The organism is Rhizobium sp. PAMB 3174 (assembly GCF_052908375.1).
Genome location: NZ_CM128608.1, coordinates 954,762 through 980,867, shown reverse-complemented (window position 1 = coordinate 980,867; position 26,106 = coordinate 954,762). Strand labels below are relative to the sequence as shown.

The 26,106-nt window shown below is 61.4% G+C and carries 27 protein-coding genes; 14 read left to right on the top strand and 13 right to left on the bottom strand.

The features are described from left to right. The first annotated feature begins 41 nt into the window (after positions 1-41). From ACU5AY_RS04625 to ACU5AY_RS04605, 5 genes are all read left to right on the top strand, one after another. Positions 42-656, top strand: coding sequence for a 50S ribosomal protein L25/general stress protein Ctc (locus ACU5AY_RS04625; protein WP_446823608.1), 615 nt, complete (start codon positions 42-44; stop codon positions 654-656). 343 nt (positions 657-999) lie between these two features. Continuing rightward, positions 1,000-3,387, top strand: coding sequence for an EAL domain-containing protein (locus ACU5AY_RS04620; protein ID WP_446828182.1), 2,388 nt, complete (start codon positions 1,000-1,002; stop codon positions 3,385-3,387). 17 nt (positions 3,388-3,404) lie between these two features. Next, on the top strand, positions 3,405-4,118 hold the full coding sequence (locus ACU5AY_RS04615; protein ID WP_446828181.1) for a substrate-binding periplasmic protein: 714 nt from the start codon (positions 3,405-3,407) through the stop codon (positions 4,116-4,118). Positions 4,119-4,210: 92 nt separating this feature from the next. Continuing rightward, positions 4,211-4,933 carry an aminoacyl-tRNA hydrolase gene (pth, locus tag ACU5AY_RS04610; protein ID WP_446823605.1) on the top strand — a complete coding sequence of 241 codons (723 nt, stop codon included), beginning with the start codon at positions 4,211-4,213 and terminating at the stop codon, positions 4,931-4,933. Positions 4,934-4,957: 24 nt separating this feature from the next. Next, entirely contained in the window at positions 4,958-5,404 is a 447-nt protein-coding gene (locus ACU5AY_RS04605; protein ID WP_446828180.1) for a GNAT family N-acetyltransferase, read from the top strand. Positions 5,405-5,422: 18 nt separating this feature from the next. On the opposite strand, the gene ACU5AY_RS04600 is transcribed toward ACU5AY_RS04605, so the two are convergent. Further along, on the bottom strand, positions 5,423-6,136 hold the full coding sequence (locus tag ACU5AY_RS04600) for a DUF930 domain-containing protein (protein ID WP_446828179.1): 714 nt from the start codon (positions 6,134-6,136) through the stop codon (positions 5,423-5,425). A gap of 113 nt (positions 6,137-6,249) precedes the next feature. Continuing rightward, positions 6,250-6,561 carry an ATP-dependent Clp protease adapter ClpS gene (clpS, locus tag ACU5AY_RS04595; protein ID WP_261929565.1) on the bottom strand — a complete coding sequence of 104 codons (312 nt, stop codon included), beginning with the start codon at positions 6,559-6,561 and terminating at the stop codon, positions 6,250-6,252. A gap of 241 nt (positions 6,562-6,802) precedes the next feature. Here clpS and ACU5AY_RS04590 point away from each other — a divergent pair, with 241 nt between their 5' ends. Both ACU5AY_RS04590 and ychF read left to right on the top strand, forming a co-directional pair. Next, the gene (locus ACU5AY_RS04590) at positions 6,803-7,840 is read left to right on the top strand and encodes a CorA family divalent cation transporter (RefSeq protein WP_446823602.1); all 1,038 of its coding nucleotides are present in this window, start codon (positions 6,803-6,805) and stop codon (positions 7,838-7,840) included. Between the two features lie 103 nt (positions 7,841-7,943). After that, positions 7,944-9,047 carry a redox-regulated ATPase YchF gene (gene ychF / locus ACU5AY_RS04585; protein WP_261929563.1) on the top strand — a complete coding sequence of 368 codons (1,104 nt, stop codon included), beginning with the start codon at positions 7,944-7,946 and terminating at the stop codon, positions 9,045-9,047. A gap of 111 nt (positions 9,048-9,158) precedes the next feature. Here the strand turns inward: ychF and ACU5AY_RS04580 are convergent, their stop codons facing one another. After that, complete coding sequence (locus ACU5AY_RS04580; RefSeq protein WP_446828178.1) at positions 9,159-10,346, bottom strand: hypothetical protein; 1,188 nt, start codon at positions 10,344-10,346, stop codon at positions 9,159-9,161. A 92-nt stretch (positions 10,347-10,438) separates the two neighbouring features. Beyond that, the gene (locus ACU5AY_RS04575) at positions 10,439-10,645 is read right to left on the bottom strand and encodes a YgaP family membrane protein (protein WP_446823600.1); all 207 of its coding nucleotides are present in this window, start codon (positions 10,643-10,645) and stop codon (positions 10,439-10,441) included. Between the two features lie 206 nt (positions 10,646-10,851). Between ACU5AY_RS04575 and ACU5AY_RS04570 the strand changes: the two genes are divergently transcribed. The 3 genes from ACU5AY_RS04570 to ACU5AY_RS04560 are packed head-to-tail and all read left to right on the top strand — an operon-like array spanning position 10,852 to position 12,281. After that, complete coding sequence (locus tag ACU5AY_RS04570; protein WP_446828177.1) at positions 10,852-11,319, top strand: MaoC family dehydratase; 468 nt, start codon at positions 10,852-10,854, stop codon at positions 11,317-11,319. Further along, a complete protein-coding gene (locus tag ACU5AY_RS04565; protein WP_446828176.1) occupies positions 11,316-11,783 on the top strand; it encodes a MaoC/PaaZ C-terminal domain-containing protein in 468 nt (155 codons plus the stop codon). Before ACU5AY_RS04570 ends, ACU5AY_RS04565 begins: the two co-directional genes overlap by 4 nt. An 18-nt stretch (positions 11,784-11,801) precedes the next feature. Beyond that, positions 11,802-12,281 (top strand): glutathione peroxidase, encoded by a 480-nt coding sequence (locus tag ACU5AY_RS04560; RefSeq protein ID WP_446828175.1) that lies wholly within the window; start codon positions 11,802-11,804, stop codon positions 12,279-12,281. A gap of 6 nt (positions 12,282-12,287) precedes the next feature. Here ACU5AY_RS04560 and ACU5AY_RS04555 read toward each other — a convergent pair whose 3' ends face one another. From ACU5AY_RS04555 to ACU5AY_RS04535, 5 genes are all read right to left on the bottom strand, one after another. After that, entirely contained in the window at positions 12,288-12,830 is a 543-nt protein-coding gene (locus ACU5AY_RS04555; protein WP_446823596.1) for an adenine phosphoribosyltransferase, read from the bottom strand. Between the two features lie 94 nt (positions 12,831-12,924). Further along, the gene (locus tag ACU5AY_RS04550) at positions 12,925-13,824 is read right to left on the bottom strand and encodes a cytochrome c1 (protein ID WP_446828174.1); all 900 of its coding nucleotides are present in this window, start codon (positions 13,822-13,824) and stop codon (positions 12,925-12,927) included. Positions 13,825-13,853: 29 nt separating this feature from the next. Beyond that, the gene (locus ACU5AY_RS04545) at positions 13,854-15,110 is read right to left on the bottom strand and encodes a cytochrome b (RefSeq protein ID WP_446823594.1); all 1,257 of its coding nucleotides are present in this window, start codon (positions 15,108-15,110) and stop codon (positions 13,854-13,856) included. 14 nt (positions 15,111-15,124) lie between these two features. Then, positions 15,125-15,703 carry a ubiquinol-cytochrome c reductase iron-sulfur subunit gene (gene petA / locus ACU5AY_RS04540; RefSeq protein WP_446823593.1) on the bottom strand — a complete coding sequence of 193 codons (579 nt, stop codon included), beginning with the start codon at positions 15,701-15,703 and terminating at the stop codon, positions 15,125-15,127. 356 nt (positions 15,704-16,059) lie between these two features. Then, positions 16,060-17,946: an ABC transporter ATP-binding protein gene (locus ACU5AY_RS04535; RefSeq protein ID WP_446828173.1), complete on the bottom strand. Its 1,887-nt coding sequence runs from the start codon at positions 17,944-17,946 to the stop codon at positions 16,060-16,062. Between the two features lie 423 nt (positions 17,947-18,369). Here ACU5AY_RS04535 and ACU5AY_RS04530 point away from each other — a divergent pair, with 423 nt between their 5' ends. Continuing rightward, positions 18,370-19,854 carry a TadE/TadG family type IV pilus assembly protein gene (locus tag ACU5AY_RS04530; RefSeq protein ID WP_446828172.1) on the top strand — a complete coding sequence of 495 codons (1,485 nt, stop codon included), beginning with the start codon at positions 18,370-18,372 and terminating at the stop codon, positions 19,852-19,854. Positions 19,855-19,893: 39 nt separating this feature from the next. On the opposite strand, the gene ACU5AY_RS04525 is transcribed toward ACU5AY_RS04530, so the two are convergent. Continuing rightward, a complete protein-coding gene (locus tag ACU5AY_RS04525) occupies positions 19,894-20,532 on the bottom strand; it encodes an HAD family hydrolase (RefSeq protein ID WP_446828941.1) in 639 nt (212 codons plus the stop codon). A gap of 60 nt (positions 20,533-20,592) precedes the next feature. Then, positions 20,593-22,440, bottom strand: a complete 1,848-nt coding sequence (locus tag ACU5AY_RS04520; protein ID WP_446828171.1) for an ABC transporter ATP-binding protein — start codon at positions 22,438-22,440, stop codon at positions 20,593-20,595. 14 nt (positions 22,441-22,454) lie between these two features. On the opposite strand from ACU5AY_RS04520, the gene ACU5AY_RS04515 reads away from it, so the two are divergent. Then, positions 22,455-22,763 carry a hypothetical protein gene (locus ACU5AY_RS04515; protein WP_446823589.1) on the top strand — a complete coding sequence of 103 codons (309 nt, stop codon included), beginning with the start codon at positions 22,455-22,457 and terminating at the stop codon, positions 22,761-22,763. A gap of 107 nt (positions 22,764-22,870) precedes the next feature. Next, positions 22,871-23,326 carry a tRNA (cytidine(34)-2'-O)-methyltransferase gene (locus tag ACU5AY_RS04510; protein WP_446828170.1) on the top strand — a complete coding sequence of 152 codons (456 nt, stop codon included), beginning with the start codon at positions 22,871-22,873 and terminating at the stop codon, positions 23,324-23,326. 73 nt (positions 23,327-23,399) lie between these two features. Here the strand turns inward: ACU5AY_RS04510 and ACU5AY_RS04505 are convergent, their stop codons facing one another. Further along, positions 23,400-24,353 carry a flagellin N-terminal helical domain-containing protein gene (locus tag ACU5AY_RS04505; RefSeq protein WP_446823587.1) on the bottom strand — a complete coding sequence of 318 codons (954 nt, stop codon included), beginning with the start codon at positions 24,351-24,353 and terminating at the stop codon, positions 23,400-23,402. A gap of 280 nt (positions 24,354-24,633) precedes the next feature. Then, complete coding sequence (locus ACU5AY_RS04500; RefSeq protein WP_446823586.1) at positions 24,634-24,894, bottom strand: hypothetical protein; 261 nt, start codon at positions 24,892-24,894, stop codon at positions 24,634-24,636. Positions 24,895-25,085: 191 nt separating this feature from the next. Between ACU5AY_RS04500 and hemF the strand changes: the two genes are divergently transcribed. Continuing rightward, the gene (gene hemF, locus ACU5AY_RS04495; protein WP_446828169.1) at positions 25,086-26,000 is read left to right on the top strand and encodes an oxygen-dependent coproporphyrinogen oxidase; all 915 of its coding nucleotides are present in this window, start codon (positions 25,086-25,088) and stop codon (positions 25,998-26,000) included. Positions 26,001-26,106: the final 106 nt, after the last annotated feature.

Below are 26,106 nucleotides of genomic sequence, written 5' to 3'. Positions count from 1 at the left end.
GGCCACGGTTCGCTCTCCAATAATACGCGAAAGGAAATGCCATGAGCCAGGAAACTTACGTGCTCAAGGCCGAAGCGCGCGAACGGGTTGGTAAGGGGTCCGCCCGAGAACTTCGCCGCAACGGTATGATTCCCGCTGTCATCTACGGTGACAAGCAAGCTCCCCTCGCCGTCGCTCTGTCGACGAACGAAGTTACCAAGCGCATCCACGCTGGCGGCTTCATGACCACCATTGCGACGATCGAAGTCGACGGCAAGTCCATCAAGGTTCTGCCGAAGGACTATCAGCTCGATCCCGTCCGCGACTTCACCGTGCATGTCGACTTCCTTCGGGTTTCCGGCAACACCCAGGTGACCGTTGCCGTTCCGGTTCAGTTCATCAACGAAGACAAGTGCCCCGGCATCAAGATCGGCGGCGTTCTGAACGTCGTTCGTCACGAAGTCGAAGTCCATTGCCCGGCTGATGCCATTCCGGACCACATCGTGGTCGACCTCACCGGTTGGAAGATCGGCGAAGGCGTTCACATCTCGCACGTCAAGCTGCCGGCAAAGGTGACCCCGGTCATCACCGACCGCGACTTCACGATCGCGACGATCGCGACGCCGGCTGGCGGCGTCCAGGACGAAGAAGAAGCATCCGGCGACACCGAAGAATAATCCTCTTCGATCGTTACGATCAGGGCCCGCGCACCGGCATCCGGCGCGCGGGCTTTTTTCATGCCGGCGCATCCTTGGCCGCTGCGATCGCAGATACCGGACGCACCTTAAGGCCATGTTTACCAGCTTTCGGCTTTGCGCCTGAAAGAGGCCCGCCTGCCCCGCCTCCAATGCTGTTTCGACCGGGTTATTCAGCAAAGCTTAAAACTCGTCGATGAAGATCGTCGGCAGTTCTGCGGCCTTCACGCTCCATGCGCCCCGAAGCCGGCCACAGATCAAAAGCGGGAGGAGGAACGCCGACGATATCGCGTCTCCCAGCGAAGTCGATTGAGGATAGCAGCATATGAAGACAAACTCGGTCCAGAGCCGATTTATCGCCATCATTCTCGCAGCGCTCTTCGTGCTTGTCGTCCCGCTTTTCCTGCTCTTCTTCCACCTGTCCGGCGAGCGCGCCAGCCGCGAGGCCTTGGAACATGCGCAGATCGTTCTGGCCGCCAACGCGCAGGCGCTGGGCAAGCCTCTCTGGGACTTCGACGAGGAGAGCGTAAAGCAGATTGCCAACACGATTGTCTCGGACCCCAGCATCGACGCCGTCAAGGTGACCGAAAGCGCGAACAATACGTCCACCGAATTCACGTCCGTCCAAAACAAGCCGCAAACCGAAACTGTCAATCTGTCCGCACCCATCGACTATCAGTCTCCCGATGGCGTCCGCCGGGTCGGCATCTTGTCGATCTCGGTCGCCAAGCCGGGCTTTCTTTCCAATCACAAGAGCGAAGAACTGTCCTTGATCGGCATCTTCGCCTTTGCTGTCCTGATCATCACCGTCGCCGCGATCGTCGGCAGCCGGATCATCATCCTGAAGCCGCTGGAGAAACTCACAAAGGCGATCCGCGCCACCCGCATTCCTGGGTCACGCCACATGGTCGAGTGCTCCTCGAAGGACGAAATGGGCGAACTTGCCGCGAACTTCAACGAGATGCAGGCGCGTCTCGCCAAGGAAGAGCTGGAACTGAAGCAGGCGCACGACCGCGCCACCACCACCTATAATCTGACGCCCGCCAAGCTTTACACCGTCGACGAACAGGACCGACTGGTGGCCGTCAGCGATTACTGGCTGCTGGCGACCGGCTACCGCCGCGAAGACGTGCTGGGACGGACGTTCGGCTCCTTCGTGCATGAGGCCAGCCGTGAAGCCTATGCCGAATACAAGATCAAGGCCGCGCAATGGCAGGGCGACTACAATCCGACGGTCAAGTTCGGCTGCGCGGACGGACGGGTCATCGACGTCCTGATCAAGGAAGTGCCGATGGAGCAGGACGATGGCAACGGCCTGGTCAATCTCGCCGTCATGACCGACGTCACCGAACTGAAGGACGCCGAGCAGCGCAACAGGATGCAGGCGATCACCGACCACCTCACCGGACTTCTGAACCGGCAGGGCTTCGAAAACGAACTCGACAAGGTGCTGACCGAGGTCAATGAGAACGGCGGCGAACTCGCCTGCCTGCTGATCGACCTCGACCGCTTCAAGGCCATCAACGACAACCTGGGGCACGCTTATGGCGACAAGGTGCTGCGCACCATCTCGAACCGCATCCGCGACCAGTTGAGAGCCCAGGACAGGATCGCCCGCCTCGGCGGCGACGAATTCGCCGTGCTCGTGCCCGCCCAGAATGCGGAAAAGGCCGCCACGGCAATCGCCGAGCGCATCGTCACCGCCTGCGAGGCGCCGATCCTGACGGACGGCCATGAATTGTCGGTGAGCGCCAGCGTCGGCATCGCGCTTTACCCGGCCCAGGCCTCCAGCGCCGGTGAACTGCTGCAACGCTCGGACATGGCCATGTATGTGCGCAAGCACAATGGCAAGAACGGCGCGGAACTGTTCAACCTGGACATGATCAAATCCGCCCGGGAAAAGGCCGACATCGGTGCATGGATCGATCAGGGGCTTCGTGACGACTGGTTCGAAGCGCACATGCAGCCGGTCATGAACCTGCAAAAAGGCACCCTGGCCGGCTTCGAATGCCTCCTGCGCCTGAACCACCCGGAACACGGACTGATCCCGCCGAGCCGCGTCATCGCGGTCGCGGAGGAAAACGGGTCGATCCGCAGGGTCGGTGACCGGATGTTCGAGAAGGCCATCAGCCAGATGGTGGAGCTGTCGGCCATTCCGGCGCTGTCCCAGACACGCTTCGCCGTCAATGTCTCGCCGTTGCAGTTCACGCCGGATCTGGCGCCGCGCCTCGCCCACCTGATGATGGCGGCGGGGCTTTCCCCGCACCGGCTGATCCTGGAAATCACGGAAGCCGTGCTGATGCACAGAAATCCGGAAATCAGCAATGTTCTGGCCGCCATCCATGAATGCGGCTTCAAGATCGCCATGGACGATTTCGGCACCGGCTACTCGTCCCTGAGCTACCTGCTGCGCTTCCCCTTCAACATCGTCAAGATCGACCAGTCCTTCACCAGCTCGCTCACCAGCCCCGATCCGGAGATCGCCAAGCGCAGCCGTCAGCTGATCGAAGGCATCCGGGCGATCTCCCAGCAGATGAACTGCCAGGTCGTCGCCGAGGGCATCGAAACGCCGGAGCAGGCAGAAGCCCTGCTTGGCCTCGATATCGAGTTCGGCCAGGGCTACCACTTCGGCCGCCCGAAGCCCGTGGCCGAAATCATCCGCCAGTTCTCGCCCGCCGCTCTGGAGAAGGCGGCCGGTGGCCTGTTGTCTTAACCGAACGGAGCCCCCCTTTGAAGAACGCCATCCTGGTAGCCGCCTTTCTGATCCCGACCGTCCTGCATGCCGCGCCGCTGACGCTGACGACCGAATCCTATCCGCCCTTCAACTTCCGTGAGAATGGCGAATACAAGGGCTCCTCGATCGAGCAGGTCCAGATTCTGATGAAGGCTGCGGGCATCGACTACACGATGGAGATGATGCCGTGGGCCCGCGCCATCGCGCTTGCCGAAAAGGATGCGAATACCTGTGTCTTCACCACCGTTCACAACCAGGAACGCGATCCGTCCTTCAAGTGGGTGGAACCACTGCTGACCAGCCGGACAGTCCTCATTCGCAAGGCGGGCTCTGGCGTCGATCCGAAGTCCTTGGCCGATGCCAGAATGTTCAACGTCGGCACACAACGCGACGACTTCACCCAGACCATCCTGCAGGAAAACGGCTTTGCCCGGATCGATCTCGCCACCGATCTGGAACTGACCATGAAGAAACTGCTCTCCGGTCGCATCGACCTGATGCCGATCTCCGAGAAATACTACGACAAGCTGAAGCGCGAAGGCGTGCCGATCGAGTCGACTCTCGTCCTCGCTCAGGACGTCTATTCGATCGCCTGCAATCCGGGCGTACCCGACGAGACGGTCAAGAAGATGCAGACCGGGCTCGACGCACTGATCGCCGACGGCACGCAGGCGAAGCTCTTCGAGAAATACGGGTTGGCGGGTGACTGACGCCACGCGTCAGCAGCGCCGCGAGACTTGACATCGTCTGCGTTTCGGGTTGGTGAAGCGGTGGAACAGCTTCAAGCGAAAAAGGCCCCGCCATGCTCATAATCGCCGGCCTCGGCAACCCCGGAGCGAAGTACGCCGGAAACCGCCACAACATCGGCTTCATGGCCGTCGACGCCATCCAGCGCCGCGCCTCTTTCGCGCCCTGGTCGAAGAAGTTCCGCGCCGAGATCTCCGAAGGCGAGATCGCCGGCGAGAAGGTGCTGCTGATGAAACCGCAGACCTTCATGAATCTCTCCGGTGAATCCGTCGGCGAGGCGATGCGCTTCTACAAGCTCGGACCGGAGAACATCGTCGCGATCTACGACGAACTCGACCTGCTGCCCGGCAAAGCCCGCATCAAGACCGGCGGCGGCTCCGGCGGCCATAACGGCATCAAGTCGCTCGACGCCCATTGCGGCAAGGACTACCGGCGCCTACGCCTCGGCATCGGCCACCCGGGCGACAAGGCCCGCGTCCACGGCTATGTCCTCGGCGACTTTGCCAAGGCCGATCGCGAATGGCTCGATCCGTTGATGGACGCGCTGGCCGACAATGCCGAGATGCTGGTGAAGGCAGAGGATTCGCAACTGATGAACAAGCTGGCGCTGGCCGTTGGCGGCAGCAGCGACGCTCCCGCCCCGAAGCCCGCCAAGGCTCCCGCCAAGCCGGCCGGCAAATCGCATATCCATCAGGCAAGGACCACGCAGCAGAAGATTCCCGAAAAGGGACCGATGGCCGAGATGCTGAAGCGCATGTTCGGCAAGAAGGACGATTAGCTGCGGCACATTTTGGAGCTCAGGATGTCACTTCTCGATGTTCGCCCGGTTGTCGAGGGAGACATTTCCGCGCTCATCGCGTTGTATTCCCACCTGACAGGCGACACGCCAGCCATGCCTTCGGATATGGCAGCCAGACGGTTCACGGAAATCGACCGTCACCCGGGTATGACAATACTGGCGGGATTTGCTGGCAGCGAGATGGCTTCGTCCTGCACCCTTGTTGTCATCCCGAACCTGACACGCGGCGGCAGACCCTATGCGCTGATTGAGAATGTCGTCACACATCCAGACCATCGTCGCATGGGATACGGGCGCGCAGTCATCCGGAAAGCCATCGAAATGGCCTTCCAGGCCGATTGCTACAAGGTAATGCTGCTGACAGGCGCGCGAAACCCCGGCGTGATCGAATTCTACGAGAGTTGCGGCTTCTCGCAATCGAAAACGGGCTTTCAGATCAGGCAGGATTAGCGCGGCCAACTGTCTTGACTAATCCTCGTCGCCGCCCGCCGGCAGATAATACTGCTCCCAATCCGCCTTCGGAATGGCGTCTCCCAGTTGGAAGGCGAAGGCCGTCACGGTGCGGTCGTCGGCGCCAAGCGTGCAGTCGAACTTGAGCCGGTACCAGAGACCGTTGGCACGAATCGCCGCGCCGTCGGCCCGAATGGTGGCGCCGTCGGTCTGCGTGTCCTTCAGCGCATAGGCTATCACCTGTTCGGTCTTCAGGCTCTTCTTCCACGCCTCCACCTGCTCCATGGCCTCAAGGTTGCAGATCTGCTCCTTGCGGTCGTCGAGCGCCACGCCGTTGAGTTCGGCCACCGCCTTGGCACTGCGCGGATCGGCGAGCGTCCTTGCCGCAAAGAAGGTCTTCGCCTGAACCATCCGGCTTCCGTCCGGCGGTGTCAGGCTCTGCGGCGGCTCAGCGGGCTTGGCGGATGGCGGCGGAACGTTAGGAGCAGTAGCGGTGGCGGATGCCTTCGGCGCGGTCAGGATGGCCGGCGCGGGCCGCGTCGCCTGAGGTGGCACGGAAGGCACGATCGCAACCGAGATGCTCTCTTCGGTCGGTCGGACCTGCGGCCTCGGAAATCGTGTGAGCAGCAGCAACAGGACGAGAAGAACGCCGTGGAACGCCACGGAAACGGCAACAGACCACCGGTCGCCGGACGGGGTCTCCGGCCCCGGAAGAAGTCTCTCTGCCTGCATGATTGTCCGATGGTTGCGAATGCCGAAGCAACTTTGGATTGGCACCGATCAAAGCGGCAGCAAGATGGCAATCCGGAGGCATCGGTGAAGTGAGCGCCGCCCGGGGCTGCGCGCTATTCCTCCGGCTCGGTCGTGAACATCAGCGGAAAACCGGCCTCTTTGGCCAGGTCCGTCGCTTCCTTCGCCTTTGTCTCGGCAATGTCGCGGGCATAGACGGCAACCACGCAGGAGCCCTTCTGATGGGCCGTCAGCATGATGTGGTTGGCGGCATCTTCGCCGGTCCGGAACACGGCCTTCAGGACGAGCACGACGAATTCACGCGGCGTGTAGTCATCGTTGAAGAGAATGACCTTGTGCAGCCGCGGCCGCTCCAGCTTCGGCTTGGTCACTGTCTTCGGTTTGAGAACAGTATCGTTCTGGCTCATCGCAGCAAATCGTGTCCGTCAAAGCGCAAGCGCCGCCGTTTTCAGGCGGAATGGGGCGCGGAAAATTTATGGAGTTCCAATGCCACTACCATACAGCATCGTGACGCCGAATCCAATGCCGCCCGCCGGCAGCAACAGGTCACCCTGCCCCGCTTGCGACTGTCGGCCAAGCTGCTAAGCTTTCGGCACACGGGGCAAGACGCTGATGAAGCTTGACCTTTTGCAGCACGGGGAGACGATCTTGGGCATAGCAGCGTCATCGCGTCGATCGTCCGTCAGCTACGGCTCCGAGCCCGGAGTACGCTTCGCCTTGCTTCTCGATGGCGCCGGCGGCGGCACGCAACTCGATTTGACGGCGGTCGACAGCCTCAAGCCCGAGGAAGGCGTCGTCTGGCTGCATCTGGAACGCGACCATCCGGCCGCAGCGGAATGGATCCGGACGAAGAGCGGCCTAGACCCGGTGGTCATGGACGCCCTTCTGGAGGAAGACACCCGCCCCCGCGTCGAACCGATCGACGACGGGTTGCTGATCATCCTGCGCGGTGTCTGCGCGACCGCCCCGGACGACGTCGACGATGCGCCGGACGACATCGACCTCGTTCCGATCCACCTTTGGGTCGACGGCGAAAGCGTCGTCTCGCTGCGTGACAGCGGCCATTACATCACCGCGCTTCGCGACATCCGCCTGGCGCTCGAGAACGGCAAGGGACCGCAGCGTTCCGGCGAACTGCTCGCCCTCATCTCCGACAAGCTGGTCCGCGATCTCGAACCCGTGCTGGACGACATGGACGAAGAGGTCGATCAGCTCGACGACATGATCTTCAACGGCAATGACAGCGAGGTGCGCGGTCGCCTGAAGGCACTTCGCCGCCGCGCCGTCCAATTGCGCCGCTATCTCGCGCCGCAACGCGACGCCCTCAACCGCATCGAACATGACGACGCCCCGTGGCTCGGCGAACGTGACAAGCTCAGGATGCGCGAGGTCATCGACAAGCTGATGCGCTTCATCGAGTATCTCGACGCCATCCGCGACCGCACCTCGATCCTGCACGACGACCTGTCGACCGTCATCAGCGAGCGCATCGCCCGCAATTCCAACCGGCTGGCAGCACTCGCCGCCCTCCTCCTGCCGCCAAGCGTGATCGCCGGCCTGTTCGGCATGAATGTCGGCGGCATACCCGGCGTCAACGACACTTGGGCCTTCATCCTGATCGTCGCCTTCGTCACGATCAGTTCCGCCGCCACGCTCTGGCTGCTAAGGCGCATCAACTGGCTCTGACATCGCCAAAGCGGCCCCGCCGCGCCGCTTTCCCCTTGACCTGAAAGCCCGTGTCCCGCATAGGCAGGCAAAGAATTTCCGGAAGAAAAGACAGGTTTTCCCGATGGGTTTCAAATGCGGTATCGTCGGTCTGCCGAATGTCGGCAAGTCGACCCTCTTCAACGCGCTGACGAAAACGGCCGCCGCGCAGGCAGCCAACTATCCGTTCTGCACGATCGAGCCGAACACCGGCGAAGTCGCAGTGCCCGATCCGCGCATGAAGAAGCTGGCGGAAGCCGCCAAGTCCAAGGAAATCATTCCGACGCGTATCTCCTTCGTCGACATCGCCGGCCTCGTGCGTGGCGCGTCGAAGGGTGAAGGCCTCGGCAACAAGTTCCTCGCCAATATCCGCGAAGTCGACGCCGTCGTGCACGTGCTGCGCTGCTTCGAGGATGACGACATCACCCATGTCGAAGGCCGCATCAATCCGGTCGGCGACGCCGACACGATCGAGACCGAGCTGATGCTCGCCGACCTCGAAAGCCTGGAGCGCCGCGTCGAGCAGACGCGCAAGCGCGCCACCGGCAAGGACAAGGAATCCATGGCGCAGCTTCCGGTCATGGAAGCCGTCGTCAAGCTCCTGAACGAAGGCAAGCCGGCGCGCCTGCTCCTGAAGACGCTGAGCCCGGAAGAAGTGCTGACGCTGAAGGGCCTCAACCTGCTGACCTCGCATCCGGTCCTCTACGTCTGCAACGTCGCCGAAGCCGACGCCGCGACCGGCAACAAGCACACCGAAGCCGTCGCCGCCATGGCGAAGGAACAGGGTGCGGAATGCGTGATCATCTCGGCGGCGATCGAATCCGAAGTGGCGCAGCTTCCGGAAGAGGAAGCGCAAGAATTCCTGGGCGCCCTTGGCCTCGAGGAAGCAGGCCTCGACCGGCTGATCCGCGCCGGCTACCACCTGCTCGACCTCATCACCTATTTCACCGTCGGGCCGAAGGAAACACGCGCCTGGACGATCGTGCGCGGCACCAAGGCACCCGCCGCCGCAGGCGTCATCCATACGGATTTCGAACGCGGCTTCATCCGCGCCAACACCATCGCCTATGATGACTACATCGCCTTTGGCGGCGAAGTCGGCGCCAAGGAAGCCGGCAAGGCCCGCGACGAAGGCAAGGAATACGTCGTCCAGGACGGCGACGTCATCCACTTCCGCTTCAACACGTAAGACAAGCGCTTACCGCAATAGACGAAGAGCGAGACGGGAAACCGCCTCGCTCTTTTCTTTTCAACATGTTGCGTAGCTGGCCTGAATCAGTCTCTCAGGCTGGAAATGGATTTATCGCAGCGTCGGCAGGATCGCCCGCATCCGTGCGGGCAGAATGGCCAACAGGCCCGAGCGCAGCGTCCGCCAGCCGAAACCGATGATCAGCACGATGGCGCCGACGACCAGCACGACGACCGAGAACTGGTCCGATATCCGGCCCCACAGACCGCCCCGCGCACCCGTCTCCAGAATGCCCGCAACGGCATAGCCAAGCGACAGCAGGCCGGAGGTGACGAAGGCGCGGCGGTCGAGCAGGACACCGGCGAGCATCAGCACCACGACGGCACCAATGAGCGTCAGCGATGCGCTGAGCGGCAGATTGGCAATGCCCATCCCGCCGCTGTGGTTCATGGTCGTGACGAACACCGCATTCAGGAGCGCGGGCGCGGCAACCAGATGCAGCCAGAAGGCGACGTCGGAACGCCGCGTCAGCCGCTTCGGATCGGAAAGGTCGAAATAGAGCGCGATCAGGAACAGGGTGAGTCCGAACAGGCCGATGAAGAACGGGCCGATGCCGCGCCCGACCGCGGTCTCCAGCGGCAGCGGTCCGAGGAACGGCGTGGCGATAGCGGAGACAATGAAGGCGACGGCGGAAACGCACAGCATGGCAAAAGCGATCGGCACGCGGTAGCGCCAGTAATAGGCGCCAAGCAGCAGGGCCTCGCAGACGAGGATGATCAGCGCATCCGCTTTTTCGGAAGCGGCGCCGAAGAGGTCCGGCGTACCTGTCATCGTCACGTAGAGCGATGACACCGCATAGAACGCCGAAACCGTGAAGGCGAGCGTCAGGACGACGGCAGGCAGGGCAAGCCGCTGGCGGCGGATGAAGATTTCCGATAGCAGCAGCACGGCGGCGAGAATGACATAATAGGGTGTCAGCCCGGCGAGACCGGCCAGCGTGATGAGGATGCCGATGGTGATCAGCACGTCGTGATAGCCGCGGATGAAGCGCGGCGATTCGCTCTCCTCCTCTTCCGTCGCCCGGTCGGTGGCGATCGGCTCGTCGAGCGTGTCACGCACTTCACCATTCTGCGGCGAAGGTGCGGCGGTGATGCCCACGCCCCGATGCAGCAGGAAGTCGGCAAGCGGCGCGCTTTGCGCCTCGGCGATCACGCCCGCCTGGGCGGCTTCTGCGAGGAGTGGCTGGAGCGCCCGCTTGCGCCCCTCCCAGTCGTCGAGCGAAAAGGTCCTGTCGGCCATTCATATCCCCTGGCTGCAAAATTCTGCACAAGGGATATAGCTTCAACCCGCAGATGCAACCCGCAAATGGCGATCGGAGGGCGTTATGCCGCTCAGTTCTTTTTCGCCGGGCAGGTCGAAACGCCGAGGATCGAATAAAGCGGGCACGTGGAAAAAAGCCCGGTGGCCAGCGGCACTATGCCGATCAGGGCATAGTAGCGCCACCATGCACCCGGATAGAGGAAGAACAGCGCGATGAGAACCACGCCGACGAGGATCCGCAGCATACGATCGACGGAACCGACATTCTTGGCAAACATGGAAGTGACCTTTCCTGAAGCGATGCATTGGCCGGACGCCGCCGGCAGTCTTCACATATTGCGCCTGTCCGGCATCGAATGACATGATAAAAATCAAAACATCTATATGTGTGAATGTTTTTTCATCAAATTCCGGGTTTCCCGCCCCTTGCCATGCGGGTGGCAACTGACCATTGTTCAACCTCGAACAATGGTCCCAGAGCCCCATGACAGCCAGATACTATTTCGAGGATTTTCATTCCGGCCGCACATTTCCGTTCGCTCCGGTCACCGTCAGCAAGGAAGAGATCATCGCCTTCGCAAGCGAATTCGATCCGCAGCCGATGCACACCGACGAGGAAGCCGCGAAGGAGTCGATGTTCGGCACGCTGGTCGCCTCCGGCTGGCACACCTCCAGCATCATGATGCGGATGATGATCGATGCCTACCTCCTGCAATCGGCCTCCGAGGGGTCCCCCGGCGTCGACCTGATGGAGTGGAAGAAGCCGGTGCTCGCCGGTGACACCCTGTCTGGTCAGACGACCGTCGTGCAAAGCCGCGGCTCGGCCTCCAGACCCGGGCTCGGCCTCGTAAAAGTCCTTCACGAGCTCTTCAACCAGCGCGGCGAACTGGTCTTGAAATCGGAGAACTGGATCATGATGCGGCGGCGCCCGGCCGAGGAGGCTCAACAATGAGAATGTCGGAGCTTCACAAGCCGGATACGCGTGTCAACGTCGGCACCTACACCTTTACCGACGAAAAGATCATCCGCTTCGCCAAGGCCTTCGACCCGCAGCCGTTCCATGTCGATGCGGAAGCGGCCAAGGATTACGTCTTTGGCGGCCTGTGCGCCTCCGGCTGGCACACGGCCGCCGCCTGGATGCAGACCTTCCTCGGCTACTGGCAAAGGGAGAGCGACCGGTTGACCGGCGCAGGCCAGGAGCCGCCGAAGCTCGGCCCCTCGCCCGGCTTCACCAGCCTCAAATGGCTGCGTCCGGTCTTTGCCGGCGACAAGGTCACCTATTACGTCACCCTGACCGGCAGCCGGGCTCTGGCCTCCCGGCCGGGACTTATTCTCAACACCACCCTTGTCGAAGGCGAGAACCAGGACAAGTTACCGGTGTTGCGCTTCGAAAGCAGCGTGCTGGAATACGAGTGAAACACGGTGGAGTGATCAATGTCCGTCTATGAGTATCAGGCCAGGAACAATGCCGGCCAGCCTGTCGACCTCGACACCTACCGCGGCAAAGTGCTGCTGATCGTCAACACGGCAAGCGCCTGTGGTTTCACCCCGCAATATGCCGGCCTGGAAGAGCTCTACAAGGCGTACAAGGACGACCTCGTCGTCCTCGCCTTTCCGTGCAACCAGTTCGGCGCGCAGGAGAAGGGCAGCGACGAGGAGATCAAGACCTTCTGCGACCTGAACTTCAACATCTCCTTCCCGCTCTTCGCCAAGGTCGATGTCAACGGCAGCGACGCCCACCCGCTGTTCAAGTATCTGAAGGAAGCATTGCCCGGCGTGCTTGGCACCGAGGCGATCAAGTGGAACTTCACCAAGTTCCTGATCGGCCGGGACGGCACGCCGCTCAAGCGCTTTGCGCCGAACGACAAACCTCAGGACATCGAGGACGACATCAAGGCGGCGATCGCCGCCTGACGGCTTTCAGTGGCCGGAAAATTCGACGAGCGTGCGAACCTCGACGCCGAGCGCTTCGAGCTTCTTGCGGCCGCCGAGTTCCGGCAGGTCGATGACGAAGCAGGCCGAGACGACGTCCGCCCCCATCTGCCTGAGAAGCTTCACCGCCCCTTCCGCCGTACCACCGGTGGCGATCAGGTCGTCGACGAGGATCACCTTCTCGCCCGGCTGAACGGCATCCTTGTGCATCTCCATCTCGTCCACGCCGTATTCCAGGCTGTAGGCGATGCGCACGGTGTCGTGCGGCAGCTTGCCCTTCTTGCGGATCGGGATGAAGCCGGCGGAAAGCTGGTGGGCCACCGCGCCTCCGAGAATGAAGCCGCGCGCCTCCATGCCGGCGATCTTGTCGACCTTCAGCCCGACGTAGGGCTGAACCAGCTCGTCGACGGCGCGGCGGAAGGCGCGCGGATTGCCGAGCAGCGTGGTGATGTCGCGGAAGATGATGCCAGGCTTCGGATAATCCGGAATGTTGCGGATGGCGGCGGCAAGTTCGGAACGCAGATCGTTCATCGATGACTTCCTCTGTTTTGGCTGGGAGGTTCGAAGCCTCCCATAAAAAAGGCGGCCCGAAAGCCGCCTTTCAAGTATGGGGACCGGAGATCCCTTAGTGTTCCTTGCTGGCGTAGACCGCCTTCTTGGTCAGGTAGATCAGCGCCGTGAAGATCGCCAGGAACACCAGTACCATGAAGCCGGTGCGCTTGCGGTCTTCGAGATGCGGCTCGGCGGCCCACATCAGGAATGCGGAGACGTCGTGCGCATACTGGTCGAGCGTTTCCGGCGAGCCGTCGTCATAGGTCACCTGGCCATCGGAGATCGGCGGTGCCATGGCGAGCGACGGCGAACCGACGAAGTACGGGTTGAAGTGCGTGCCTTCCGGAACCGTATAGTCCGAACCGTCGGTGTTCTTGATGCCTTCCGGCGGCTCCTGGTAGCCTGTCAGAAGCGAGTAGATATAGTCCGGACCACCTTCCTGATACTGCGTGAAGATATCGAAGATGAAGGTCGGGAAGCCGCGTTCGACACCGCGCGCCTTGGCGAGCAGCGACATGTCCGGCGGGGCAGCACCGTTGTTGGCGGCGGCTGCTGCTTCCGGGTTCGGGAATGGCGACGGGAAGTAGTCGGAGGCAACGGCCTTGCGGGTGAACATCTCACCATCGCCATTCGGACCGTCCTGCACTTCGTAGTTGGCCGCGAAAGCCTTCACCTGGGCTTCGGAGTAGCCGAGGTCTTCCAGCGTGCGGAAGGACACCAGCTCCATCGAATGACAGGCCGAACAGACTTCGGTGTAGACCTTAAGTCCGCGCTGCAGCTGGGCCTTGTCGTAATGGCCGAACGGCCCGGCAAAGCTCCAGTCCTGGTTCTTCGGCTTGAGGATGGGGAAGTGCCCACCCGCAATCGCATGCGTTGTCTCCTCGGCAAGGCCGTGGCTTTCCTCGGCCGCGAATGCCGATCCCGACGCGAAGACAGCGGCGGCGATGACAATGCTTGATACAAGCTTTTTCATTGTTTCAGTTCCTTTCAGCCGCTGCAGGTTCACGCTTTCGCGCTCTTCTTCTCGAGCACCGCTTCGGTGATCGAGTTGGGAATGCGCTTCGGCGTTTCGATCAGGCCGAGAACCGGCATGATGACCAGGAAGAAACCGAAGTAGTAGATCGTGCCGCACAGAGCCATGAGGGTGTAGAGGTCGGACGGCGTACGCGAACCGAGCCAGCCCAGCATGATGCAGTCGACGACGAAGAGCCAGAAGAACAGGCGGTACCACGGACGGTACACGGCCGAACGGACCTTCGAGGTATCGAGCCACGGCAGGAAGAACAGGATGATGATCGAGCCGAACATCACCAGGACGCCGCCGAGCTTGGAGTCGATCGGGCCGATGTTGAAGGTGATCGCACGCAGCATCGCGTAGAACGGCAGGTAGTACCATTCCGGAACGATGTGGGACGGCGTCTTCAGGGCGTTGGCCATGATGTAGTTGTCGGGGTGGCCAAGGTAGTTCGGCAGGTAGAAGACGAACCAGGCATAGGCGATCAGGAAGATCACCACGCCGAGCGCATCCTTCAGCGTCGCATAGGGCGTGAAGGGAACGGTGTCGGTCTTCGATTTTACTTCCACGCCGGTCGGGTTCGTCTGGCCGGTCACGTGCAGCGCCCAGATGTGCAGGATAACGACACCGGCAATCATGAAGGGCAGCAGGTAGTGCAGCGAGAAGAAGCGGTTCAGCGTCGGCTGGCCGACGGCAAAGCCGCCAAGCAGGAACTGCTGGATCCACTCGCCGACCCACGGGAAGGCCGAGAAGAAGCCGGTGATGACGGTCGCGCCCCAGAAGGACATCTGACCCCAGGGCAGAACGTAGCCCATGAAGCCGGTCGCCATCATCAGGAGATAGATGACGACGCCGAGGATCCAGAGGATTTCACGCGGCGCCTTGTAGGAACCGTAGTAAAGACCGCGGGCGATGTGCAGGTAGACGGCGACGAAGAAGAACGACGCGCCGTTGGAGTGCAGGTAACGGATCAGCCAGCCGTGATTGACGTCGCGCATGATCTTTTCGACAGAGTCGAAGGCGATCGTCGTCTCGGCGGTGTAATGCATGGCGAGAACGATGCCGGTGAGGATCTGGACGATCAGCATGACCGACAGCATGGCGCCGAAGGTGTAGGCATAGTTCAGGTTGCGGGGAACCGGATAGGCGACGAAGCTGTCGTAAATCATCCGGGGCAGCGGCAGGCGGGAATCGATCCACTTTTCGAGACCCGTCGACGGCTGGTAGCTAGAATGGCCACTCATAATCAGTATCCCCCTCAACCGATCTTAATGACTGTGTCGTTGACGAACGAGAAAACCGGCATGTGGAGGTTCTCGGGTGCCGGACCCTTACGGATACGGCCCGCCGTATCGTAGACAGAACCATGGCAGGGACAGAACCAACCGTTATATTCGCCGGCCTGACCGAGCGGCACGCAGCCGAGATGGGTGCACGAGCCGATCATCACGATCCAGTTCTGCTTGCCGTCGCCGGCGGAACGGTCGACACCGCTCGCAGGTGCATCGGCCGGCAGGTTGGCGTTGCGCGCGACCGGGTCCTTCAACTGGTCCATCGGAACGCTGGCAGCCTCTTCGACTTCCTTGTCCGTGCGGTTGCGGATGAAGACCGGCTTGCCGCGCCATTTGACCGTCAGCGACATGCCCGGCTCCAGCGCCGAAACGTCAACCTCGATCGAGGCGAGCGCCAGAGTCGATGCATCCGGACGCATCTGGTCGATAAAGGGCCACGCAACGGAGACTGCGCCTACAGCAGCAGCCATGCCGGTGGTCAGATAAAGGAAATCACGGCGAGTCGGCTCGCCCATGTTCTCGCTAGTCGCTTCGTGTTCGCTCACGGTTACCCATCCTCTCCGCGTATTTCTGCGAAAAACCGCATCTACACCTTAAGATTGGAGAGCCCCATGAAAACACGGTCCCGTAACAGACTCCCCACCATTCCGGCGCTTCTATGCTTGATCGCAAAATAAGTCCAGTCTTGGCAAGGGGGTGAGCCAACAATGTCCCGGAAAATTGCTCCCGCCATGTCACTGATCGAGTTGATGAAAGACAAATGGCCCAGCATAGGCCCCGGCAGTTCTTGGTAGAGCATTGCGCGACCTCCCGCGAGCCGCTTCGTCGGCAGCGGCGTCCTGCCGCATGCCAACTGATCAGAACGGCCTTCGGAGGGCAGTTTTTCCGGCGTCTGGAGCCACTATTCCGCCGAAATCGGCTGTGCGACATCGTCTTCTGCGGCAAGGAATCCGCCCGACTGACGCGCCCAGAGTTCTGAGTATAGCCCACCGGATGCGAGGAGCTCGTGATGCGTCCCCTCTTCGATGATCCGCCCCTTGTCCATGACGATCAGCCGGTCAAGCGCGGCGATCGTCGACAGCCGGTGCGCGATCGCCAGAACGGTCTTTCCTTCCATCAGCCGGGCGAGGTTCGACTGGATGGCGGCCTCGACTTCCGAATCGAGCGCCGACGTCGCCTCGTCGAGAACGAGGATCGGTGCGTCCTTCAGCATCACACGGGCGATGGCGATGCGCTGGCGCTGGCCGCCGGACAGCTTGACGCCGCGCTCGCCGACATGCGCGTCGAAACCCTTGCGGCCGCGCTGGTCCTGCAGGTCGCGGATGAAATGCAGCGCTTCGGCGCGTTCCGCCGCCCGCTCCAGATCCCCTTCCCCCGCATTCGGCCTGCCGAACAGAATATTGTCGCGGATCGAGCGATGCAGAAGCGCCGTGTCCTGGGTGACCATGCCGATCTGGGAGCGCAGCGATTCCTGGCGAACGGCCGCGATATCCTGCCCGTCGATCAGGATCCGTCCGCCTTCGAGGTCGTAGAAACGCAACAGCAGATTGACGAGCGTCGACTTGCCGGCGCCCGAGCGTCCGACAATGCCGACCTTCTCGCCGGGCCGGATGTGCAGGCTGAGATCGTCGATGACACCCGAGCCCTTGCCGTAGTGAAAGCGGATGCCCTCGAAGCGGATATCCGGTCCGGTCACCACCAACGCGCCGGCGCCCGGCCGGTCCGTCAGCTGGATGGGCTCCGAAATCATCTCGGCCGCATTCTGTATGACGCCGATATTGCGCACGATGCCGTTGAACTGCGTCATCATGCGGCCGAGCAGCATGTTGAGGCGCAGGACGAGACCAAGCGTGAAGGCGACTCCGCCGGACGAGATCGCGCCGCTGAGCCAGAGGTCGACCGAAAGCGCGGCGACCATGGAAATCATCACCCCGGACAGAAGCGCCAGCGACGTGCGGATACCGGTAATGTGCCGGGTCAGTTCCATGACCACGGCGCGCCCCTTGCGGAAACCGCTCATCATGTACTGGTCGTTCTCGTCCTCGCGGCCGTAGAGCTTCAGCGTCTGGATATTGCCGTAGGAATCGACCAGCCGGCCGTTGATCATCGACGCCATCTCCGCCGTCTCGCGCGCCCTCGCCCGCACCCGCGGGACGAAATAGCGGGCCAGCAACCCGAACACCCCGATCCAGAGCGCGATCAGCGCCGACAGTCGCCAGTCGAGCTGCGCAACCAGCGCCATGGTCGAGACGGTGTAGATGATGATGAACCACACCACCTGCAGCATCGACACCATCAGGTCGGAGACCGACTGCCCGGCACTCCAGACCTTCGTCACGATGCGCCCGGCGAAATCGTTCTGGAAGAAGGTCAGCGACTGGCGCGCGACATGAACATAGGCCTGCCAGCGGGCAAGCGTCACGAAACCGGGGACGATCACCTGCTCTTCAACGAGCGCGCTCAGCGCCGTCACGATGAAGCGGACGACGAGCACGGTTGCGAGCATCGCGACGAGCTCCACCCCGTGATTGCCGGTCAGCCCCTCCCATCCCGATCCTTTCGGCGTCTGATCGAGGATATCCACCAGCCGGCCGACGAACCAGAACAGCGCAGCCTCCAGCATCGCCACCAGCCCGCCAAGCACGAGCATGGCGAAGAACGGCCACTTGGCCTGCCGGACATAATACCAGATGAAAGCCAGCGTACCCCGTGGCGGCCGCAGGTCATCATGGCGGGCGAAGGGATCGATCCAGTTTTCGAAGAGGCGGAGGATTCGGGCGATCAGCATGAGCGAGATATAGGCGGATTCCGAATTTCGGCAAATAGAGGCTCCCTCGCCAAATTGCCGCGCGGCCCTGTCCCGCATTTACCATTCAGAAACGCAACGGGGCCGCGCGGCAACCGTAACCAAACAAGACAGGTGCCTCGAATTGATACAGCCACCCACGGCCGATGGCGGGAAAACGGCGATCGGAGGACACCTGAAATTGCACGAACAGCAGCCCAGCACAGCGGATAAGTTGAAAAATCTGGAGCAATTCGACAAAATCGATACATGTATATATTTCGATTAAAAATTTAATACTCGAATTACAGCCGAATACACCAGGTATTTACAAGACACCTACTACCAGACTGCAAGAAATAGTAATGTCTCCGATCAGTAATGGCGCATATCGACCGCCTGTATCATTTTGAACCGGAGCAGTGCATGCAAAAGGAATGGCAGCTTGTAGAACAGTGCTCTGCAGCCTTGCCGCGCTTGCGGCAAGCGCTGAAGCGCTTCAGCTCGGATCGCGCCGGCAATTTCGCGGTGACCTTCGCGCTCATCGCCGTGCCGCTCTCCATGACGGTGGGATCGAGCTTCGACTTCGCCGAAGCCTACAACACCCGCGAGAAGATGCAGGCCGATCTCGACGCCGCTCTTCTTGCCGGCGTGCGCGACATCGGCACGGCGACTGATGCCGAGATCAAGGACAAGATCCGCAAATGGTTTGCCGCCCAAACGCCGCTGACCAACGCTGACAGCTCGGTCGATCCGACTGCGGATGTCAACGCGACGGCTTCGTCGAATATCGGCACCTACCAGCTCACGGACGACGACATCACGATCGATCATACGACGCACGAGATCAAAGCCACCGTCAGAGGCACGATCGGCACAACGCTGCTGCGCATCGTCGGCGTGGACGACATTGACGTCTCGATCACCGCTGCCGCGGCAGGCTCGACGACATCCTTTATCGACGTCTACATCGTCCTCGACAAATCCTCTTCTATGCTGCTGGCCGCCACCACGGCCGACCAGCAACTGATGGTCGACAAGACCAGCTGTGTCTTCGCCTGTCACTCGGGCAGCATCGCAGTGGCGAGCGGCAGCGGTCGCAAGAAGACGTACACCTACTACACCCCATACGAAATGGCGCGACTGAACAACGTGACGTTGCGTTCGGACGTCCAGCTCGACGCCGTCAGGTCCGTGCTCGACATGGTCGACGCCGCCAACACCGAAACCCAGCACATTCGTGTCGGTTTCTACACCGTCGGCACCAGCACGACCGGCTCGTCGCTCTTCTCTTCAAGCTACAACACGGCAAACGGGCTGCACGCGATCCAGGCGCCGACCTACGACACCGCCGCGCTGCGCTCGTCGCTGACCAACAACAGCGCCCTGAACTCCGACAGCACCTACGACTCGTCCGACTTCCGCGCCCTCAAGAGCCTGTCGACAGCTGTCGGCACCGCCGGCGATGGACTGACCCAGGATTCCGCCAAGAAACTGGTCATGCTGATCACCGACGGCGCGCAGTCCAGCAAGGGCTTCATCACCAGTTCGAGCTATTATCCGGACATCTCGCCGCTCAATCCGAAATGGTGCGACAATGCCAAGAACGCCAAGGCCACCATGGCGGTTCTCTACACCGAGTATCTCGCCGTCTCGATCGGCGATGACGTATACCGCTACCAAAGCACGCTGGGTTCCACGATGAGTTCCAGCTACTTCACCAGTGTCTGGGGAGGCACCCTGAGCTCGACCGACAACGGCACGAGCCGGCGCGACTATATATCCAAGGCGCTGTCCGCGTGCGCATCGAACTCCAGCTACTTCATCGCGGCAGAGGACAAGGACGAGATCGTCAGCGGCTTCTCGGCGCTGTTCGACACCTACCTCTCGAATATCCGTCTGACGCAATAATGGGAGGCCAATCGGAGGAGTGCGATCTGCCTCCTCCGGTTACCATAGAGAGGCGAGACGAGGATGGTTGCGGATGTCGTCTGCGGAAGTCACCTCGGTGGCATCCCATCCACACGCGATGGCGATGTCGCAGATGTCTCTCTGATCATCGAAAAATAACGGCCGCTCGCCCACGGCAATACTCAGGCGATCATTGATGGCTTCAAAAAAGCGGGGATCGTTTTTGCCGAAGCCTATTTCGGCGCTGTAGAACAAGTCATCAAAGTGCTCGGAAAACTTCAGGTCGTCCCACAGATATCGGGCTCGGTGATGCTCCTGCCCAGTGGCGAGAAAAAGCTGACGCCCCCCGAGGGCCCGCAATCGCTTCACCAGCGAAAACACCGCAGCATTCTGGTTCGAGTCCTTTTCAAACCAGTACCGCATGAAATCCCCGACGGAACCGCGATAACCTGTTTGGGGCAAGACCTCGGCCAGCACGTCTGCCAAATCCCGACGGCCCGTTATACAATCCGTCATCGGCGCGGACCCGCCTTCGCCTGCAAACAACTGCCGTTGCAATGCTAGGCGATCGACGCCGAGATCCTCCTCGATGGTTGCGTCCCATGGTCTGCGCAGTTCCGGCCGCACATGCCACCCGTCGATCAATACGCCATCAACATCGAAGAATATTTTCATCATTTCACCCAAGTAGCGTGTCCGCCCGCGACTAAAGCCGCGGGCGGATTTGCGTGAAACGCCCTACTCCGCCGCCACTTCCAGTTCGTCGGCGATGAAGCCGCCGGACTGGCGGTTCCAGAGGTCGGCATAGATGCCGGTACCGGCGGCGAGTTCCGCATGCGTGCCCGACTCGACGATGTTGCCCTTGTCCAGCACGATCAGCCGGTCCATCTGCGTCAACGTCGACAGGCGGTGGGCGATCGCGATCACCGTCTTGCCTTCCATCAGCGAGAACAGGCTCTCCTGGATCGCCGCCTCCACTTCGGAATCGAGCGCCGACGTCGCCTCGTCGAGGATCAGGATCGGCGCGTTCTTGAGGAACACGCGGGCGATCGCGATCCGCTGGCGCTGGCCACCGGAAAGCTTGACGCCGCGTTCGCCGACATGGGCGTCGAGCCCCTTGCGGCCCTGCAGATCCTCAAGCGACTGGATGAAGTCCCAGGCGTTCGCCTGCCTGGCAGCCTCGATGATCTCCTCGTCGCTGGCCGACGGACGGCCATAGGAGATATTGTCGCGGATCGAGCGATGCAGGAGCGAGGTGTCCTGCGTGACCACGCCGATCAGCGAACGAAGGCTGTCCTGCGACACCGTAGAGATGTCGTCGCCATCGATCGTGATGCGGCCCGCCTCCAGATCGAAGAAGCGCAGAAGCAGGTTCATCAGCGTCGTCTTGCCGGCACCCGAACGGCCGACAAGGCCGACCTTTTCGCCGGGACGGATGCCGAGCGTCAGGTTCTCGATGACACCCTTCTGCTTGCCGTAGTGGAAGCGGACCTTGTCGAACAGGATTTCCCCCTTCGGCACGGTCAGCGCGTTGGCGGCAGGCCTGTCGACGATGTCGTGCGGCTTCGTCATCATCGCCATGCCGTCATAGACGGTGCCGATGTTTTCGAAGAGCGCCGACACTTCCCACATGATCCACTGCGACATGCCGTTGATGCGCATGGCAAGGCCGATGGCAATGGCGATCGCCCCGATGGAGATCACGCCGTTCAGCCAGAACCAGATCGACAGCGTGCCGATAGCAAAGAGCGCCACGCAGTTGTTGAGATAGACGAAGATCTGGAAGAGCGTCACGCGGCGCATCTGCCGGTAGACGGTCTGCAGAAACTCGTCCATGCCGCCCTTGGCGTACCGCTCCTCGCGACCGGCATGCGAGAACAACTTCACCGTCGCGATGTTGGTATAGCTGTCGACGATCCGGCCGGTCATCATCGAGCGCGCATCCGCCTGATCGGCGGAAATCTTGCGCAGCCGAGGGACGAAGTAGGCGACGATGGAGACATAGATGGCGAGCCACACGATCAGCGGCGCCGTCAGCCGCCAGTCGGCGGTGGCGACGACGACGATCATCGTGATGAAGTAGGACATCACGTAGACGAACACGTCGAGCAGCTTCATCACCGTTTCGCGCACGGCAAGCGACGTCTGCATGACCTTGGTGGCCACGCGTCCGGCAAATTCGTTGGCGAAGAACGTCATCGAATGACGCAGCAGGAAGCGGTGCATCTGCCAGCGCGCCATCATCGGGAAATTGCCGAGCAGCACCTGGTGCATGATGACCGACTGCGCTGCGACGATCAGAGGCAGGCCGACCAGCACCATGGCACCCATGCCGATCAGCTTGGGTGCTTCCGTCTGCAGGAAGGTCGTGCGATCCGCATTCGACAGCCAGTCGACGATGTCGCCGAGGAACCGGAACAACATGACTTCTCCGACCGCGATCAGCACGGTGAAGAACGACATGGCCAGGAGCCAGCCGGCGGCCGGCTTGGTATAGTGCCAGCAGAAGGAGAAAAGCCCCTTGGGGGGCAGCTCGGGATCTTCCGAGGGATAGGGGTTCAGTCGCTGTTCAAACCAGGCGAACATTGGATGTCTCCAGAATGATTTTTACGCGCGATGCAGATCCCGAACGGAACTATAGCATCAAAAAGGCCGGTCGAAACCGAAGCTTCCTCAGGGAAAACGAGGCAAATCTGCCGCGCGCGCTGTTATTTAGAATCTTGGGAAAATGGGAGAGCGTTAAGGGCTCAGCCGGCGAAGGAGATGCCGGTCGGTCGTGGCAGTGCATTCCGCCGCGCGCCAGCAAGAAGGCCGGTCCAGGTCACATTATCCATGTCTGCCTCCTGTATCGCGGTGGAAAGATGGGACGTCTTTTACCCCCGTTTTCGAAATTTGAAAAGCATCAATGACGCAACGGCGTCACGGACTGTCGCATGTGACAGATCGGCAACAGCCTGAAGTTGCATCGACGCATCGACGCTTGAACGCGTCCGGCAAGCGGGCTAACCAGCAGATCATGACGAGACCATCGATCGCCCTCTACCAGCCCGACATTCCCGGCAATACGGGAACAATCCTGCGGTTTGCTGCCTGCCTCGGCCTTGCCGTCGAGATCATCGAGCCGGCCGGATTCGATCTCTCCGACCGCAACCTGAAGCGCGCCGGCATGGACTACATCGCCCGCGCCGCGCTCACGAGGCACGTCAACTGGCAGGTCTTCGAGGAATGGCGCAAGGCCGAAGGGCGACGGCTGGTGCTGGCCTCCACCAAGGCCGCCCTGCCCTACACAACGTTTGCCTACCGGCCCGACGACATTCTCCTCTTCGGGCGCGAAAGCGCCGGCGTGCCCGAGCATGTCCACGACGCGGCCGATGCCCGCGTGCTCATCCCCATGGTCGAGGGTCAGCGGTCGCTCAACATCGCCATGTCGGTCGCCATGATCGCCGGGGAAGCGATTCGCCAGCAGGCATGAAAAAGCCCGCAGCCTTTTTCAAGAAACCGCGGGCAGGTTGGAAACATAGGCACTGTTTCCGGGGTCAGGGTGTTCAGCCGAACAACGACAGGATGTTCTTCGACTGATTGTTCATGATGTTGAGGCCAATGGTCTGCAATTGCTGCTGTACCTTCTGGGCCGACAGGTTGACCGCCTGCTCCTCCATATTGGCATCCACAAGCCGGCCGATGCCTTTCTTGATGGTGTCCTGCAGGTTCTGCAGGAAATCCGACGAGCTGGAAATCCGGTTCGACGTCGCGCCAAGCGATGCGCCGGCACCGGTCAGTCCGCTCAGCATGGAGTTCGTGGCCGCAATCATGCCATCCAGTTCGTCGGAGGTGGTCGAAGAATCGACCGCAATTTCCGATCCGGTCGTTGCGGCCGTCGAGTTCGCGTCGATCAGGTGATAGTCGTAGGCCGTACCGCTTGCCGTCGTACCGGAATAGCTGCGGGTCAGCAGACCATCTTCGGCATCGCCGCCGGCAATGAGATTGGATTGCGCGGTATCGTAGTCGATCGTGCCGATCCTGACGCCGCCCTTGCTGTCGGTTGTTGCCGAAGCGACGAGCGACTGTGTCTGCGGAGCGCTGCCGGCATCCGTGCTCAGCCAGTTCTGGCCGGCAAACGAGGTGCTCTGGGCGACCGTGCCCAACTGTTCCTTCAGCTGGTTGATCTCCGCGCCGACCGCATCCTTGGCCGATCCGCCGAGCGACTTCGCCAGGATCAGCTTAGACTGGATCTGCGTGACGATATCGGTTGCCGCCTGCATGCCGAGACGCGCGGTGTCGACGGTAGCGGAGGCGAACGCCGTCGCATCCTGTGCGCTCGAAAGAGCCGACCCTTGCGACTCCATGTCCGTTGCGATCGCCCAATAGGCGGCGTTGTCGGAGGCGCTGTTGACCTCCTTGCCGGAGGCGACCTTGGTGATCGTGTTGGCCAGCGCCTTGTTCGAGCCGGTGAGCAGCGAAAGGGCGGATGCGGCCGTCGAATTGTTCAAGCTTACCATGGGATCCCCATGTGTCTCGGGTTAGGGCGACATGCCGAAGAACGGCGCTCGGATGGCGTCATGCCCTGTTCCCCATATCCATATCGATGGCAGGGAAGTACCGATCAGGCCTCACATGTATAAGACAACCGTTGGAGAATGTTTTTCCGGATCGCTAAACTTTTATGGATCACTGCATTTCACGGGATGAACCAAAAACGATCATTGAATTGGCAAATAGAATATGAAGCTTTGCTTTGAATGCTTCAGAATAAAACATGAGAGATAAACTGTCGGGTGATCAGTCCGCGGACGGCAGGCGGCGCATGGTGAACTCGATCCGGTCGCCTTCGAGCTGCCGCCAGCTTTCCACCGTCGTCCAGTAGGCGGCCTTGGGAAAGGCGTCGAACCATTCGCGTGCCTTGGCGCGGGCTTCCTCGCGACCGAGGCAATAGGTCTTGCGAACGAAATCTGTCTTGGCGCCCCGCGCGCGCTCGTCGCGGTGCTGTCGGATCCGTCGCTTCAAACCGTCCATCGGCGGACGGGCAGGTACTTTCGCCATGCACAATACCTCTCGCCACGTTCAAGAATAGTGCGGGTAATGCTTTATGGCGAGTCCATTTTGCTGGCGTAATGCATGACCCAAGGGCCGCCACCGTTGGATTTTGCGCCATCAACTGTTAGAGCACGCCAGAAACTACAGGCGGGGCCCAGCGAGTCGCCGCCAGGATCGCGCGCAAGGCGGAGGAAACGATGCAGAGACCGGAACTGCCGAAGGGCCTGCCGGACGATATCGAGGAGAAGAAGACCCGGGCCAAGGCCTGGTTCGAAGAGCTTCGCGATCAGATCTGCGCCTCGTTCGAAACGCTCGAGGACGAGCTTGCCGGCCCCCTGTCGGATCACGAACCGGGCCGCTTCGAGCAGAGCGACTGGAAGCGCGACGGCGGAACGGGCGGCGGCGGCCGCATGTCGATGCTGGCCGGTCGCGTCTTCGAAAAGGCCGGCGTCCACACCTCCACGGTCTACGGCGAGTTCTCGCCGGAATTCCGCAGCCAGATCCCCGGCGCCGAGGAAGACCCACGCTTCTGGGCATCCGGCATTTCGCTGATCGCCCATCCGGTGAACCCGAATGTTCCGGCCGTCCACATGAACACCCGCATGGTGGTGACGTCGAGCCAGTGGTTCGGCGGCGGCGCGGATTTGACCCCGGTGCTGGCGCGAAGGCGCACGCAGGACGATCCCGACACGCAGCTCTTCCACAAGTCGATGCAGATCGCCTGCGGCCAGCACGACGAGGTCGCCGACTATCCGCGCTTCAAGGAATGGTGCGACGAATACTTCTTCCTGAAGCACCGCAACGAGCCGCGCGGCATCGGCGGCATCTTCTTCGACTGGCTGCATTCGGACGAGGCACGCGGCGGCTGGGATGCCGACTTCGCCTTCGTGCGCGACGTCGGCCGGGCCTTCAGCCTCGTCTATCCGAAGATCGTCCGCGACAATTTTAATAAGAGCTGGACCGAAGCCGACCGCGACGAGCAACTGATCCGTCGTGGCCGCTATGTCGAGTTCAACCTGCTCTACGACCGCGGCACAATCTTCGGCCTGAAGACCGGCGGCAATATCGATTCCATCCTGTCTTCGCTGCCGCCCGTGGTCCGCTGGCCGTAAGGTCGAGTGGCCGCGGTGCCTGATCCGCGCGGCGCCCGAATTCGTAGTGTCCGGAGTAGCCACGGCGCGCACATGCGCCGCCTCTCCTGACGAAAGACGAATTCGA